The following is a 14159-nucleotide window of genomic DNA, read 5'->3' on the forward strand; positions in this document are numbered from 1 at the left end:
AAATGATTAGAAAATGGTTAAAGGACGGTGAACAAGATGGATGAAATAAAACTTGGGATGGTGGGTCTCGGAACCGTCGGGAGCGGTGTTTTAGCAATGGTACAGAAACATGCCGCCAAAATTTCAGCGGTAACGGGTCGCCAATTAGTCGTTAAAACGGTGGTGGTTAAAAATCCCCAAAAACACCAGCAGGTTGCTGATCTAGTTCACCTTACAACCGAGCTTGATGATCTTTTAAACGATTCAGAAATAAAAATTGTCATCGAAGTAATGGGCGGGATTCATCCGGCTAAAGAGATCATTGAACAAATGCTACGAGCCCATAAACATGTTGTTTCTGCAAATAAGGACTTAATTGCTACGGCGGGGCAAGAATTAATCGCTTTAGCTAAGCAAAATCATTGTGATTTGATGTATGAAGCAAGTGTTGCCGGGGGAATTCCCATTCTACGGACAATTGCCGATAGTTTTGCGGCGGACCAAATTACTGAGGTCAAGGGAATCGTTAACGGAACTACAAATTATATTTTGACGCAAATGAGTCAGAGCAATCGCTCGTACGAAGATGCCTTAAAGCAGGCCCAGAAATTAGGTTTTGCTGAGGCTGATCCCACTAATGATGTCCAAGGGAGAGATGCCGGTTATAAAATGGCGATCTTGTCCCGGTTTGCTTTTGGGACGAATGTTGCGGTTGATCAGTTTAAAGTCACGGGAATTGACCAAGTCGATCAAGTTGACGTTCAGCAGGCGGCAGCTTTTGGCTATACCTTGAAACTAGTCGGCATTGCCCGTTTAGTTGACCAACGGGTTTTTGTGGAAGTTGCACCGGCACTGGTTAATATCCATCATCCCTTAGCTCAAGTCAATAATGAAAATAATGCGGTGATGGTTACGGGAAGAGCAGTTGGTGATACTTTGTTTTATGGCCCTGGAGCTGGGGGCTTACCAACTGCCAATAGTGTCTTGTCCGATATTACGACAGTCACGAAAAATATGATCTTGAAAACGAATGGGAATTCCTTCAATGGTTATTCTCACCCCTTACCATTTGCGGATGCAACGATGGTCAAGGACTGTTATTACCTCAGCTTAACTTTGCCAGACCAACCCGGAGAGATGCAAAAACTAACCACCGTCATGGCGGAATTAAATGCTAGTTTTTCCCAAATCGTCCAAAAAGCGAGTGATCAGGGGGAAGCCCGGGTGATGATTATTACTCACCAAATGAGCAAAGCCCAACTTAATCAGTTGGAGCTTGCCTTGCAGGACTTAGGGACGATCCAGCTGCATTGTGCATACCGGGTAATTAATTAGGAGGCGGGAATTATGCAAATTCGGGTTCCTGCATCTTCAGCTAATTTTGGCCCAGGCTTTGATTCAATCGGGGTTGCCCTCAAGCAGTACTTAAATCTAGCGGTTTTAGAGCCAACCACGACCTGGGAGGTTGAACATGACTTACCACACGTTCCGCACAATGAACAAAATTTGATCATTAAAGCGGCATTAACGGTTGAACCAACTTTACCGCCCCACCATTTATTGGTCCAAAGTAAAATTCCACTTGCCCATGGGCTCGGTTCTTCGTCGACAGCGATTGTGGCTGGGATTGAATTGGCCAATCAATTGGCGAGTTTAAAACTTACGTCAATGGAAAAGGTCCAATTAGCGGCCCAAATTGAAGGTCATCCGGACAACGTTGCTCCCGCGATCTTAGGAGGAGTGGTGATTGGAACTAGTTTAAAGGATCAATTCATAACTTACCAAGTACCGACGCCACCCTTTACTTTTTTGGCGTATGTTCCGAAGAATAATTTAGCAACTAGCGTTTCCCGAGCAGTTTTACCATCCCAAATTGAACGATCAGTTGCCGTTCGCGGGAGTAGTATAGCGAACGCCTTAGTGGCGGCCTTGTTTAGTCGGCAATATGAAATGATTGGTCCATTGATTGAAGGTGACCAATTCCACGAAGCAGCGCGGGCAAAATTGGTCCCTGAATTAGCAATGATTCGTCAAATTGGCCATGAGGTTGGCGCCATTGCAACCTATTTGAGTGGGGCGGGACCAACGGTGATGACTTTAATTGCACCGCACTTGATGCCGGCTTTTCAAAATCGTTTACTGCAAGCAAATTTGACGGCGCCATTATTAGAATTAGCGGTTGATCAAAATGGGGTAATGGTTACGGTATAAGCTAAAATTTGCAAAAGAAAATTATCATTTTTAAAAGCGATCGCCAAATTTTTTTGCGGTCGTTTTTAGTTTGATTTCACAAAGTGATAACGAAGTGCTTTACTTTTAATATCAAGGAATTAAGCGAGATATTTTGAGGGTTCAAAGTAACAAAAAATCAATCTTTTGGATAAATTTTGTTAGAAAAATAATTTGACAACCAAAATACTTTTTGCATATAATTCGAGCATCGGATATTTTGATACTCGAAATACTTTTTGGAAGGTAGGTGACGAATGTGCCAGTAATGACTGCCCAGGAAGTGATGGATTTAATTCCGAACCGGTATCCCATCTGCTACATTGATGCGGTGGATGAGTTGGTCGCTGACCAAAAGGTAGTGGCAAGAAAGAACGTAACGATTAATGAACGCTTCTTCCAAGGCCATTTTCCAAACAATCCGGTTATGCCAGGGGTATTAATCATTGAAGCGCTTGCTCAAGCAGCCTCGATTCTCATTTTAAAATCCCCAAAGTTTTATAAGAAAACGGCATATCTCGGGGCAATTCATAACGCGCGCTTTCGCCAAATGGTCCGGCCGGGAGATGTTTTAACCTTGACGATTGAAATGGAAAAGGTGCGGTCAAACATGGGCCAAGTTGACGCGGTCGCAACGGTTGATGGTAAGCGGGTATGCACCGCTAAGCTGGTCTTCTTTGTTGCTGATCGGGAAGCAAAAATTTAGAAAAGTCGTTGTCAGGATTTGAAGTTTATGCGGCAATGTACGAACGGTTATCGCTTATAATGTATTTTGAATCATCAAATTATTTGGGTTATCAAAGAATTGAAAGGAGAATGCATATGAACGAGAACCGGGATTATCAAGAAATTAACCAGGCCTTGATCAAAACCTACGGAGGCATTATGTGGATTGAAGAGCATGAATTGCGAAAAAGTACTTTTTCGGATTTAACGATTAAGGAAATGCACGCAATTGATGCGATCAGTATGTATAACCACCAGACTGCTTCAGCGGTAGCGAAGAAGCTCCACTTAACTCCCGGGACCATGACGGCAACTGCTGATCGGTTAGTGAAAAAAGGTTACGTGAAGCGGGTTCGTGAAGATCAAGATCGCCGGGTTGTACGGTTATATTTAACCAAAAAGGGACGGGTGCTCTATCGGGCACATCGGGCTTTCCACAATATGATGGTGGCCAAGTTCCTTGATGGAATGAATGACCAAGAATTAAAGGTTGTCCGCAAAGCGCTTGCAAACCTAGAACAATTTGTAGAAGAACACGAGTAGCAGGATGAAAAGAAACCTAAAAATTGTTACTAGCGGTCAAGCCGTTCCTAAGCCTGTCGTTGCCAACCAAGACTTAACGGCTTGGTTGGATACTAGCGATGAATGGATTACCAGCCGAACTGGGATTAAAGAACGGCATTTAAGTGACGGGGAAAATACTGCCGATTTGGCGACCCGGGCGGCTAAACAAGCTCTTGAACGGGCAAAGTGGGATCCGGCTAGTCTAAACTTGATTATTGTTGCGACGATGACGCCGGAAGCTTTGATGCCGTCAACTGCGGCGACTGTTCAAGGACGGATAGGGGCAACCCAAGCGGCTGCCTTTGATCTTTCAGCTGCTTGCACCGGTTTTGTTGATGCTTTGACGGTTGCTAATCAGATGCTCCAAAATCCGCAGTTCCAACGAATTTTAGTGATTGGAGCCGAAACAATGTCAAAGATCATCGATTGGTATGATCGGACAACGGCTGTCCTCTTTGGGGATGGAGCTGGGGCAGTTCTGGTTGAAGCAACTAGTGAACCAATTGGGATTCTTGGGGTGGATCTAATGACAGATGGCCAACAAGGTCCGAAGTTAACGGCTGGACAAACTGTGGTTACCCAAAAGGCGCCCCATCCTTTGACTAGGCTTACCCCACTAAAAATGGATGGCCGGGCGGTGTACAAATTCGCTACCCATGAGGTGCCAGCTTCAATTAACCGAGCGTTAGCCCAGGCCCAAGTCCCTGTGACCGCAGTTGATCACTTTATACTCCACCAAGCTAACGCGCGAATTATTCGCCAGGTGGCCAAACGCCTTGGTCAACCGTTAGTAAAGTTTCCCCAAAATATTGATCACGTAGGGAATACTGCCGCTGCTAGTGAACCCTTACTTTTAGACGAAATTATTAAAAAAGGCCAGCTTAAGCATGGTGAGACCATCGTTTTAAGTGGCTTTGGTGGGGGGCTTACGGCGGCCACGATCATTTTGAAATACTAATTAATTACTTAAAACAAGAAAGGAATTTTAATTATGACTAAAGAAGAAATTTTTAACACTGTTCAAGATATTGCTGCTGAAGAACTTGACGTTGAAAAGGACAAGATCACCTTGGATGCTAAGATCAAGGATGACCTTAACGCCGATTCTCTTGATGTTTTTGAAATTATGAACGAATTAGAAGACAAGTTTGACATTGAATTAGATGTTGACGAAGGGGTTACGACGATCCAAGATGTTGTTGACTTTGTTGAAAAGCAATTAGCAGCTAAGTAATGAAATTCGGAATTTTATTTAGTGGCCAGGGCGCCCAGCGGCCGGGAATGGGGATCGACCTAATGGCGGATCCCCTTTTTGCTAGCACGATCAAGGAGGCCAGCGAAGCCGTCAAAATGGATCTCGTCCCCATTATGAAAAATGAAGCTGGGGCGCTTGATCAGACTAAAAACGTGCAACCAGCCTTGGTAGCTGTTAGTTATGGCCTTTACCGGATGTTAATGCGGGACCTTGATTTGCCAGTTGAAGGAATGATTGGCCTTTCCCTTGGTGAATACGCAGCCTTACTCGCCAGCCAAGGTTTGGAATTTCAGAGCGGAATGGCCCTTTTGGCCGATCGGGCCCGGTACATGCAAGCAGTTGCTGATAAAACCCCATCTGCGATGGCCGCACTCTTAAAGCCAGATGTTCAATCGGTTGAAGGAATTTGTGCGCAAATTACAGCTGAAGGGGATTTGGTGGCAATCGCTAATTACAACACCCCAAAGCAGGTAGTAATCGGTGGAACCGTTGCTGGCGTTAAGGCAGCAATTGAACAAATAAAGGTAACGAAAGCAGCCCGCCGGGCAATTGAACTTCCAGTTAGCGGGGCTTTCCATACGGCTATGTTTAACCCAGCACGGGATCAAATGGTTGAACGCTTGAAGACGATATCATGCCATGATCCACAAGTTCCGGTAATTAGTAATACGACGGAAGAACCCTTTGAGGCAGCTAGTATGAAAGCCATTCTGGCAAAGCAATTAGCGGTACCAACGCATTTTGGTGCAGGTTTAAAGAAGCTGGTAACGCTCGCAAATCTTGATGCTACTTTGGAACTAGGCCCTGGTAAAACCTTAACCAGTTTTGCCCAAGTAGTTGCACCAGATTTAAAGCACTATCACATTAGTAATTTAGCTGAATACCAAGCATTTATGACGGAGGTAGAAAATGGAACTGACGAATAAAATCGCCTTAGTGACCGGGAGTACCCGGGGAATCGGCTTGGCAATTGCCAAAAATTTTCTTCAAGCCGGTGCCAAGGTGATCTTAAACGGCCGGGGTGAAAAACTAGCTCCGGAAGTAAAATCCCAATTGAATGGTGAATTTGCCTATATCAGTGGTGATTTAAGTTCACCCGCCGGTGCGCAAGACCTTGCTAAAGCAGCCCAAGAAAAGTTTGGCCCGATCCAAATTTTAGTCAACAATGCTGGCGTTAACCGGGATAAATTACTTTTGGGAATGAAACCCGCAGACTTTCATGCCGTTTTATCAACGGACTTAATGGGACCAATGATATTGACCCAAGCCCTTTTTAAACCAATGGTGAAGCAACGAACGGGTGTCATCATTAATCTTGCCAGTGTGGTTGGGTTACATGGTAATGCTGGCCAAGCTAATTACGCTGCCGCCAAGGCTGGTTTAGTCGGTTTTACCAAGACCGTGGCCCGTGAAGGGGCCTTGCGGGGAATCCGGGTTAACGCAATTGCGCCAGGAATGGTTGATAGTGCTATGACCCAAGCTTTGAGTGATAAGGTCAAGCATCAAATCTTAACGGAAATTCCATTACACCGCTTAGGACAACCGGACGAAATTGCTCAAACGGCCCGGTTCTTAGTTGAAAATGATTATGTAACTGGTCAAACGATCGTTGTTGACGGTGGAATGACGATGTAAGACAAGTTTAAAAAGAAGGAGTAACAAATGACACGAGTTGTAATTACTGGGATGGGTGCCATTGCCGCCAACGGAAATGGTTTTGAGGCCTTTACCCAAAACAGCTTAGCTGGCAAAGTCGGGATTAAGCCAATTTCAAAGTTTGATAGTTCGCAAACTGGGATCAGCGTTGCCGGGGAGATTGATGATTTTGATCCAGCCGCTGTAATTGGTAAGAAGGCGGCCAAGCGGATGGACCTTTACTCCCAATATGCAATGCAAACGGCGATGGAAGCCATGAAAATGGCCGGCATCACGGAAGAAAACACCAAGGCAGAAGATCTAGGGGTAATCTACGGTTCTGGAATTGGTGGTTTAACAACCATTCAAGAACAAATCATCAAGATGCACGATAAGGGACCCAAACGAGTATCACCGCTTTTCGTGCCAATGGCAATTGCCAACATGGCTGCCGGAAACTTGTCGATCCACTTTAACGCTAAGAATATTAGTACCACGATCGTTACGGCGTGCGCTAGTGCGACGAACGCCATTGGGGAAGCTTTCCGCCAAATTAAGGAAGAACGGGCCCAAGTAATGATTACTGGTGGGGCCGAAGCTTCCGTAAACGAAATCGGGATTGCTGGTTTTGCTGCCCTAACTGCCCTATCAACGACGGAAAACCCAATGAAGGCTTCGCGGCCATTTGATAAAGATCGCAATGGATTTGTTCTTGGTGAAGGGGCTGGAACCCTGGTCCTTGAAGCATACGACCATGCTAAGGCGCGCGGTGCCAAGATCCTCGGTGAAGTGGTTGGTTACGGAACGACTTCAGATGCTTACCACATTACGTCGCCAGATCCAGCTGGGGTTGAAGCTGCCCGGGCAATGCGGCTAGCAATTGAAGAAGCCGGCATTGAACCAGCAGATATTGACTACGTTAACGCTCACGGGACGGCAACCCTTGCCAATGATGCGGGTGAATCCAAAGCAATTCGCCAAGTCTTTGGGGATCACGATGTTTTGGTAAGTTCGACCAAAGGGATGACTGGCCACCTCCTCGGGGCTGCTGGGGCAATCGAAGCCGTTTTAACAGCTGAAGCCCTGCGAAAGGGCGTTTTACCACCAAACACCGGTTGTGAAATTCAAGATCCAGAATGTCCAGTTGATTTAGTAAATAGTGAAAACCAAAACCACGAAAGTCATTACGCAATCAGTAATTCTTTCGGTTTTGGGGGTCACAATGCCGTACTTGCGCTTAAGCGTTGGGAGGAGGATTAGTTAAGGATGCAAGCTGAGACGCTCGAAAAAATTATACAGGCCTTTGAAGATGGCGATACCCGGGAATTTGAGTTAAATGATGGTGATTTTCACCTTTACCTTAGTAAAAATAAGCATGTCCGGCCAAAGGAAGCTAAAGTTTCAGAAGCTCCTACTATGCCAGCTGCAATGCCTACGCAACCAGCTGCTCAATCAGCGCAACCAACTACGCATAGTATTATGGCACCCTTAGTAGGAACAGTTTACCTCCAACCCAAACCGGGTGCTAAGCCTTACGTTCAGGTTGGTGATCAAGTTAAGGTTGGCCAAGTTGTTTGTGTAATCGAAGCGATGAAGATGATGACGGAAGTCAAGAGCAAAATTAACGGGACAGTTAAGCAAATTGCGGTTGAAGATGAACAATTAGTTGAAGTTGATCAACCACTTTTTGAAATTGAACCTGCTTAGAAAGGGGAACGAAATGTTAAAAGATTTAGACGTTACCCAAATTCAAAAAATCTTACCTCACCGGTATCCAATGCTTTTAATTGACCGGGTTGATGAAGTTGAACCGGGGCAATACGCAATTGCCCGGCGTAATGTCACCATTAATGAAACGGTTTTTAATGGTCACTTTCCAAATAATCCGGTCTTACCGGGGGCATTAATTGTTGAGTCATTAGCCCAAACTGGTGCGGTTGCTTTGTTAAGCCAACCAGATTTTAAAGGCAAGACAGCTTACTTTGGTGGTATTAAGAGTGCTGAATTCCGGCGTGTTGTTCGGCCTGGCGATCAAATGCTTTTAAAAGTTGAGCTCGAAAAGGTGAAGGGGTCCATTGGTATCGGTAAGGCAGTTGCGACGGTTGATGGCCAGCGAGCTTGCACGGCAGAACTCACCTTTATGATTGGGTAGGTGAATTGAATGTTTAAGAAGGTCTTAGTCGCTAATCGGGGTGAGATTGCGGTACGGATTATTCGCACCCTGAAAGAAATGGGAATTACGGCCGTGGCAATCTACTCAACGGCCGATCGTGAGAGTCTCCACGTGCAGTTGGCAGACGAAGCGGTCTGTGTTGGGGGCCCGAAAGCCAAAGATTCCTACTTGAACATGAAAAATATTTTAGCGGCCGCAATTGGTACCGGGGCGGAGGCAATTCACCCAGGTTATGGTTTTTTATCTGAAAATGCCGAATTTGCCCGTTTATGTGAGTCTTGCGGTCTAACCTTTATTGGTCCTAAACCAGAAACCATTGATTTAATGGGCAATAAGGAACACGCTCGTGAACAAATGAAACAAGCTGGTGTCCCCGTTATTCCGGGGAGTGACGGGGATGTTAATTCGATCGAGGCAGCCTGTCAAGTTGCTAGTCAACTTGGTTACCCAGTTTTGATTAAAGCCGCTGCTGGGGGTGGTGGCAAAGGAATTCGGCGGGTTGATAATGAAGCTGAATTGAAAGAAGCTTTTCCCCAAGCGCAACAAGAAGCTCTGGTTTCATTTCGTGATGGGCGGATGTACTTGGAAAAAATTCTGGAGCACGTTAAGCACATTGAAGTGCAAGTTTTTGGGGATGCCCAAGGAAATGCAGTCTATTTCCCCGAACGGGATTGTTCATTGCAACGAAGTAAGCAAAAGGTAATTGAGGAGAGCCCTTGCGTTTTGATCAGTCCAGCCGAACGAGCAAAATTAGGGGCGATTGCAATTAAGGCCGTTCGGGCACTTCATTATTTGAATACCGGGACGTTAGAGTTTTTGATGGATCAAGATCATCATTTCTATTTCATGGAAATGAATACCCGTATCCAGGTGGAACATACCGTGACGGAAATGGTTACCGGGGTCGACCTCGTCCAATTACAAATTGAAGTGGCGGCAGGAATGCCATTAAAGGTTAAGCAGGGTCAATTGCTTCCCCATGGACATGCGATTGAATGTCGGATCAATGCCGAAGATCCGACCACTAATTTCCGGCCAAGTACGGGTCAAGTTAAAGATCTTTACTTGCCAGTTGGCAATTTAGGGATGCGGATTGACACAGCCCTTTATCCGGGAGTAACGATTAGTCCATTTTATGATTCAATGATTGCCAAAGTGGTTGCTTTGGGTACCACCCGGGAAGCTGCAATTGCTAAGGTGCGGCGGTTACTAAAGGAAATGGTTATTAAGGGGATTCATACTAATCAGGCTTTCCACTTACGGATTTTAGCTGACCCGGGCTTCTTGGCTGGGAAGGCAACGACCAATTATTTGGAGCAAGTGATTTTGCCGCGTTTACAGGATGAAATTGAAACCAAAAAACGCAGCGGGCTTAGCCGTTTGACCGGTGAGTAAAGGAGAATGCAATGAAACTTTACGAAAAATCAAATACGTTAAGTGAACATCTGGTTAAGACAGATCCTCGGGCAGACGAACGAGTTCCGGATGGTATTTACCGGCGGTGCCCAATTTGTCAAACTGTTTTTACTGCTCAACAGATGGATGAATATCAAACTTGTCCAAATTGTGGTTACGGTTTTCGAATTAGTGCCCAAAAACGGTTGGGGTGGTTAGTTGATGATTTTAAGCCCTTGTTTAGCGATCTAAAGCCCGCAGACCCACTTAAATTTCCTGGCTATCAAGAAAAACTTGCTAAAGCGCAAGTTGCAACGGGCTTGAATGATTCAGTTTTAACGGGTAAAGCTAAGATTAAAGAGGTTGAATTTAACTTAGCAATTATGGATCCAACCTTTATTATGGGTTCGCTTGGTTCAACAACCGGTGAAAAATTAACCCGGTTAATTGAAGTGGCGACGCAGGCTAAACAGCCGGTTGTTATTTTTACGGCTTCTGGTGGGGCCCGGATGCAAGAAGGGATCCATTCCTTAATGCAAATGCAAAAAGTCAGCACGGCTTTAGCCGAACATCATCAAGCAGGTTTACTGTCAATTGTCGTCCTGACGGATCCAACCACTGGTGGGGTCACGGCAAGTTTTGCCATGCAAGCTGATCTTACTTTAGCCGAACCGCACGCCTTAGTTGGTTTTGCTGGGCGCCGAGTAATTGAGCAGACGACACATGAGCAAATCGCCCATGATTTACAACAAGCAGAAAATGTTTTGCGGCATGGATTCATTGATCAAATTATTCCTCGTCAAACTGAAAAGCAAACGCTACATCAATTATTACGGTTAGGGGGTCGGCGAAATGACTAATAAATTAACCGCGGCTGAAATCGTGGCCGCGGCCCGAAGCGATGATAAAATTACGGGCCGAGAGTTAATTGATGGCCTAATTACCGACTTTTTTGAACAACATGGGGACCGCTTAGGTGGTGATGATCCTGCAATTATTGGGGGCATGGGTTACTTTCATGGCCAACCAGTCACGGTAATCACAACCCACCGGGGGACTACGCCAGAAGAAAAAATGGCGACGCACTTTGGTTGTCCTAGTCCAAGTGGCTATCGCAAAGCTTTGCGATTAATGAAGCAGGCGGTCCATTTTAACCAGCCAATCATTTGTTTTGTTAATACACCAGGGGCTTATCCTGGGCAAACGGCCGAAGAAAATGGTCAAGGAGCAGCCATTGCCCAAAACCTATTGACTATTAGTGAATTACCAGTTCCCATGATTACGGTAATATTGGGTGAAGGTGGTAGTGGAGGAGCCTTAGCTCTTTCAGCAGGTGATGAAGTTTGGATGCTTGAGCGGAGTACTTATTCAATTCTTTCACCAGAAGGCTTTGCTTCAATTTTATGGAAAGATAGCCGGCGGGCGGACGAAGCTGCTGATCTAATGCAGTTGACACCGCAAGCATTACTGAAGCAAAAGATTATCGAAGGGGTTATTGACGAACCTGATGATCACCAGGAAGTTATCAGCAAAATTGATCCAATTTTAAATCAGCAGTTGCAACAATTAGAAACGCTGACGCCAACTGAATTAATTACGCGGCGCCATGAACGCTATCGGAAATTTTAACAGGGGGAACCATGGAAAATTTATTAGCAGGAAAAAAGATTTTGGTAATGGGGGTTGCTAACCAACGGTCAATTGCGTGGGGATGTGCCAAAGTAATGGCCGCTCAAGGAGCCAAAATAATTTACACTTACCAAAACGAACGATTGAAGAAGAGTGTGGCAAAGTTAGTTAACGATGACGACCGTTTAATTGAATGTGATGTGGCAAGTGACGAAAGTATCACGGCGGCCTTTGCAACGATTAAAGCCCGGTTTGGTCAATTAGATGGGTTAGTTCATGCTATTGCTTATGCAAAGAAGGAAGAACTAGGTGGCTCCATCACTAACGTATCTCGTGAAGGTTATGCCCTTGCCCAAGACATTTCTGCTTATTCCTTATTGGCAGTTGCTAAGGAAGCAGAAAAGCAAGCTCTTTTAAAGAGCCCGGCAAGTATCGTGACCTTGACTTACTTTGGTTCAGAACGAGCAATCCCTAACTACAACGTCATGGGAGTTGCTAAGGCTGCTCTGGAAGCTAATGTCCGTTACTTAGCTCGTGACATGGGTGTTAACAAAATTCGGGTTAATGCCATTTCAGCTGGGGCGATGAAGACCTTAGCGGTTACTGGAATCAAGGGACATAGTGATCTTTTGAAGGAATCGCAAAATCGGACAACCGACGGAAAGAGCGTTACCTTAGATGAAATTGGGGGAACTTGTGCTTTCTTAATGAGTTATCTCAGTACTGGGGTCGTAGGCGACGTAATTTATGTAGATAAAGGGGTCCACTTAATTTAGTTAGTGAGACAAAAAAGTGGCTGAATAGCAACCACTTTTTCTTTTAAAACTATTGTAACCCTAATATGATATTGTGGGTTACAAGAACGGGAGAGCTTTATTAAATGAAAACAAATTCAATTCAATTAATCACCACAACAGCAATTATGATTGCTTTGATTATTATCTTAGGAATTTTTCCGGGAATACCAGTTGGCTTTTTACCGGTACCAATTATCTTGCAAAACTTTGGAATTATGTTGGCTGGCGAGTTGTTAGGACCGAAACGGGGGAGTTTAGCGGTTATAATATTCTTGGTTTTGGTTGCCCTTGGTTTTCCCTTCCTCTCAGGAGGAAATGGTGGCTTAGCAAGTTTTGTTGGGCCAACTGGTGGAGCGCTCTTAAGCTGGTTAGTAACCCCCCTAATGATTGGGAGCGTGTTAAAATTAAGCTGGTGGAAGGCGAGCTGGTGGCGGGAATGGCTTGTCCTGCTCCTTTTTGGGGTCCTTTGGATTAACCTTTGTGAAGTTATTTGGTTAGCAACCCTTTTCCATTTTGGAATTATTAAGGCCTTACTTGCCGAAATGGTCTTTTTGCCTGGCGATATCTTAAAAGCTAGTTTGAGCGTAATGGTTGCCCGGCGATTACGAAAGATCTTACCCCACCAGTTTAGTATGTAATTATGGAGGAATGCCAAATGGCGACCACACGAGAAAAAGTCCTTGCAGAATTTCTAAAACAACCCAAGCGGGCGATTACGGGGAGCGAATTAGCAACCCGGCTTCAAATTAGTCGGGAGAGTATTTGGAAAGCAATTCAAGCTTTACGAAAAACTGGTTTTGAGATTCAAGGTCAGCCAGCAAAGGGTTATATCTATCTTGGCACTAGCAAGTTATCTGCGCCGGTAATTCAGACCGCTTGTCGAAAATTTCGTGGTCAAGTCCTAGTGTTTGATGAGCTTTCTTCAACCCAAGATCAAGCTAAAGCGGCTATTAGTCACCGGCAAGTTGCCTTACCAGCTGTGTGGTTGGCCGAAAGCCAAACCGCTGGTTATGGTCGGCGTGGGCGTCAATTTTTTTCCCCGGCAGCAACCGGTCTTTACTTCTCAGTTGCCTTTCAGCTCGTAGTTCCTTTACAAAATCCGGGCTTATTAACCACCGGGGTTGCCGAAGCCATTTGGCAAGTTTTACACTCCTTTTACCCGCAAGCTGACCTCCAGTTAAAGTGGGTTAACGATATCTATTGTAATGGTAAAAAAGTGGTTGGAATTTTAACCGAAGCGGTAACTGATTTGGAAACCCAATCCGCTCAAACGGTGGTAATTGGCTGTGGCATAAACCTTTCAACAACCAATTTTCCAACTGAATTAGCCTCCAAGGCCGGAAAATTAGGGGATTTGGTTGATCGCAATCAACTTGCGGCAGCCTTATTAGATGCAATTCAAATTAGAATTGGTGATTTTACGACTGGTGATTTTCTAACTAATTACCGCAAACATTCCTTGGTATTAGGACGCCCGGTTGAACTCCGCGGAGCCCACGAAACGGTCCACGGAACGGCCACACAAATTAATGATGATGGGGCGCTGGTAGTTATTACTCCCGAAGGAAGTCGTACCTTTGTTAGTGGGGAAGTGACAAAGGTAAATGTGAAATAAACTAAAAGAGGGGAGAGGGTGGGAATTAACTATTAATTTTTGCCCCTCTAACATTAAAATCCGGACTATAATTTTTGCCTTGGGCACTATTGCCTGTCAAGTATACAGTTCAAACAGAAAAATTATTTATGCGGCTTGAGCACGGAATTTTTCCGCGGTCAA

Annotated in this window: 17 protein-coding genes; all 17 read left to right on the forward strand. The window is 45.1% G+C overall.

The annotated features are described in order from the left end of the window. The first annotated feature begins 36 nt into the window (after positions 1 to 36). The 17 genes from H5993_RS02795 (at position 37) to H5993_RS02875 (ending at position 13997) form a co-directional block, all read left to right on the forward strand. Entirely contained in the window at positions 37 to 1314 is a 1278-nt protein-coding gene (locus tag H5993_RS02795; protein ID WP_204776133.1) for a homoserine dehydrogenase, read from the forward strand. Between the two features lie 12 nt (positions 1315 to 1326). Continuing rightward, the gene (gene thrB, locus H5993_RS02800; RefSeq protein ID WP_204776134.1) at positions 1327 to 2190 is read left to right on the forward strand and encodes a homoserine kinase; all 864 of its coding nucleotides are present in this window, start codon (positions 1327 to 1329) and stop codon (positions 2188 to 2190) included. A 277-nt stretch (positions 2191 to 2467) separates the two neighbouring features. Then, positions 2468 to 2914: a 3-hydroxyacyl-ACP dehydratase FabZ gene (gene fabZ, locus H5993_RS02805; protein ID WP_180870355.1), complete on the forward strand. Its 447-nt coding sequence runs from the start codon at positions 2468 to 2470 to the stop codon at positions 2912 to 2914. A gap of 116 nt (positions 2915 to 3030) precedes the next feature. Continuing rightward, positions 3031 to 3477 carry a MarR family winged helix-turn-helix transcriptional regulator gene (locus H5993_RS02810; protein ID WP_180870353.1) on the forward strand — a complete coding sequence of 149 codons (447 nt, stop codon included), beginning with the start codon at positions 3031 to 3033 and terminating at the stop codon, positions 3475 to 3477. Between the two features lie 4 nt (positions 3478 to 3481). Next, complete coding sequence (locus tag H5993_RS02815) at positions 3482 to 4456, forward strand: beta-ketoacyl-ACP synthase III (protein WP_204776135.1); 975 nt, start codon at positions 3482 to 3484, stop codon at positions 4454 to 4456. Positions 4457 to 4489: 33 nt separating this feature from the next. Next, entirely contained in the window at positions 4490 to 4732 is a 243-nt protein-coding gene (locus H5993_RS02820; protein WP_180870349.1) for an acyl carrier protein, read from the forward strand. Further along, positions 4732 to 5679 (forward strand): ACP S-malonyltransferase, encoded by a 948-nt coding sequence (locus H5993_RS02825; protein WP_180870348.1) that lies wholly within the window; start codon positions 4732 to 4734, stop codon positions 5677 to 5679. The genes H5993_RS02820 and H5993_RS02825 overlap by 1 nt, the downstream gene beginning before the upstream one ends. Continuing rightward, positions 5663 to 6388 carry a 3-oxoacyl-ACP reductase family protein gene (locus H5993_RS02830; protein WP_204776136.1) on the forward strand — a complete coding sequence of 242 codons (726 nt, stop codon included), beginning with the start codon at positions 5663 to 5665 and terminating at the stop codon, positions 6386 to 6388. The genes H5993_RS02825 and H5993_RS02830 overlap by 17 nt, the downstream gene beginning before the upstream one ends. A 27-nt stretch (positions 6389 to 6415) precedes the next feature. Then, on the forward strand, positions 6416 to 7648 hold the full coding sequence (gene fabF, locus H5993_RS02835) for a beta-ketoacyl-ACP synthase II (RefSeq protein ID WP_180870344.1): 1233 nt from the start codon (positions 6416 to 6418) through the stop codon (positions 7646 to 7648). A gap of 6 nt (positions 7649 to 7654) precedes the next feature. Further along, positions 7655 to 8095, forward strand: coding sequence for an acetyl-CoA carboxylase biotin carboxyl carrier protein (gene accB, locus H5993_RS02840; RefSeq protein WP_204776137.1), 441 nt, complete (start codon positions 7655 to 7657; stop codon positions 8093 to 8095). A gap of 13 nt (positions 8096 to 8108) precedes the next feature. After that, the gene (gene fabZ, locus H5993_RS02845) at positions 8109 to 8540 is read left to right on the forward strand and encodes a 3-hydroxyacyl-ACP dehydratase FabZ (RefSeq protein ID WP_204776138.1); all 432 of its coding nucleotides are present in this window, start codon (positions 8109 to 8111) and stop codon (positions 8538 to 8540) included. A 9-nt stretch (positions 8541 to 8549) separates the two neighbouring features. Further along, entirely contained in the window at positions 8550 to 9956 is a 1407-nt protein-coding gene (gene accC / locus H5993_RS02850) for an acetyl-CoA carboxylase biotin carboxylase subunit (protein WP_204776139.1), read from the forward strand. A gap of 11 nt (positions 9957 to 9967) precedes the next feature. Further along, entirely contained in the window at positions 9968 to 10816 is an 849-nt protein-coding gene (locus H5993_RS02855) for an acetyl-CoA carboxylase carboxyltransferase subunit beta (RefSeq protein WP_204776140.1), read from the forward strand. Beyond that, entirely contained in the window at positions 10809 to 11585 is a 777-nt protein-coding gene (accA, locus tag H5993_RS02860) for an acetyl-CoA carboxylase carboxyltransferase subunit alpha (RefSeq protein ID WP_204776141.1), read from the forward strand. The genes H5993_RS02855 and accA overlap by 8 nt, the downstream gene beginning before the upstream one ends. An 11-nt stretch (positions 11586 to 11596) precedes the next feature. After that, positions 11597 to 12361, forward strand: coding sequence for an enoyl-ACP reductase FabI (gene fabI, locus H5993_RS02865; protein ID WP_204776142.1), 765 nt, complete (start codon positions 11597 to 11599; stop codon positions 12359 to 12361). 104 nt (positions 12362 to 12465) lie between these two features. Then, positions 12466 to 13020: a biotin transporter BioY gene (locus H5993_RS02870; RefSeq protein ID WP_204776143.1), complete on the forward strand. Its 555-nt coding sequence runs from the start codon at positions 12466 to 12468 to the stop codon at positions 13018 to 13020. A 17-nt stretch (positions 13021 to 13037) separates the two neighbouring features. After that, the gene (locus H5993_RS02875) at positions 13038 to 13997 is read left to right on the forward strand and encodes a biotin--[acetyl-CoA-carboxylase] ligase (RefSeq protein WP_204776144.1); all 960 of its coding nucleotides are present in this window, start codon (positions 13038 to 13040) and stop codon (positions 13995 to 13997) included. Positions 13998 to 14159: the final 162 nt, after the last annotated feature.

The organism is Limosilactobacillus alvi, assembly GCF_016900115.1.
Lineage (GTDB): Bacteria > Bacillota > Bacilli > Lactobacillales > Lactobacillaceae > Limosilactobacillus > Limosilactobacillus alvi.

Excerpts from the sequence above, each read along its gene's own strand:
- thrB (WP_204776134.1), top strand. The coding sequence starts at position 1,327 with ATGCAAATTCGGGTTCCTGCATCTTCAGCTAATTTTGGCCCAGGCTTT.
- fabI (WP_204776142.1), top strand. The coding sequence starts at position 11,597 with ATGGAAAATTTATTAGCAGGAAAAAAGATTTTGGTAATGGGGGTTGCT.
- fabZ (WP_204776138.1), top strand. The coding sequence starts at position 8,109 with ATGTTAAAAGATTTAGACGTTACCCAAATTCAAAAAATCTTACCTCAC.
- H5993_RS02815 (WP_204776135.1), top strand. The coding sequence starts at position 3,482 with ATGAAAAGAAACCTAAAAATTGTTACTAGCGGTCAAGCCGTTCCTAAG.
- H5993_RS02820 (WP_180870349.1), top strand. The coding sequence starts at position 4,490 with ATGACTAAAGAAGAAATTTTTAACACTGTTCAAGATATTGCTGCTGAA.
- H5993_RS02870 (WP_204776143.1), top strand. The coding sequence starts at position 12,466 with ATGAAAACAAATTCAATTCAATTAATCACCACAACAGCAATTATGATT.
- accB (WP_204776137.1), top strand. The coding sequence starts at position 7,655 with ATGCAAGCTGAGACGCTCGAAAAAATTATACAGGCCTTTGAAGATGGC.
- accC (WP_204776139.1), top strand. The coding sequence starts at position 8,550 with ATGTTTAAGAAGGTCTTAGTCGCTAATCGGGGTGAGATTGCGGTACGG.
- H5993_RS02830 (WP_204776136.1), top strand. The coding sequence starts at position 5,663 with ATGGAACTGACGAATAAAATCGCCTTAGTGACCGGGAGTACCCGGGGA.
- H5993_RS02825 (WP_180870348.1), top strand. The coding sequence starts at position 4,732 with ATGAAATTCGGAATTTTATTTAGTGGCCAGGGCGCCCAGCGGCCGGGA.
- accA (WP_204776141.1), top strand. The coding sequence starts at position 10,809 with ATGACTAATAAATTAACCGCGGCTGAAATCGTGGCCGCGGCCCGAAGC.
- H5993_RS02875 (WP_204776144.1), top strand. The coding sequence starts at position 13,038 with ATGGCGACCACACGAGAAAAAGTCCTTGCAGAATTTCTAAAACAACCC.
- H5993_RS02795 (WP_204776133.1), top strand. The coding sequence starts at position 37 with ATGGATGAAATAAAACTTGGGATGGTGGGTCTCGGAACCGTCGGGAGC.
- H5993_RS02810 (WP_180870353.1), top strand. The coding sequence starts at position 3,031 with ATGAACGAGAACCGGGATTATCAAGAAATTAACCAGGCCTTGATCAAA.
- H5993_RS02855 (WP_204776140.1), top strand. The coding sequence starts at position 9,968 with ATGAAACTTTACGAAAAATCAAATACGTTAAGTGAACATCTGGTTAAG.
- fabF (WP_180870344.1), top strand. The coding sequence starts at position 6,416 with ATGACACGAGTTGTAATTACTGGGATGGGTGCCATTGCCGCCAACGGA.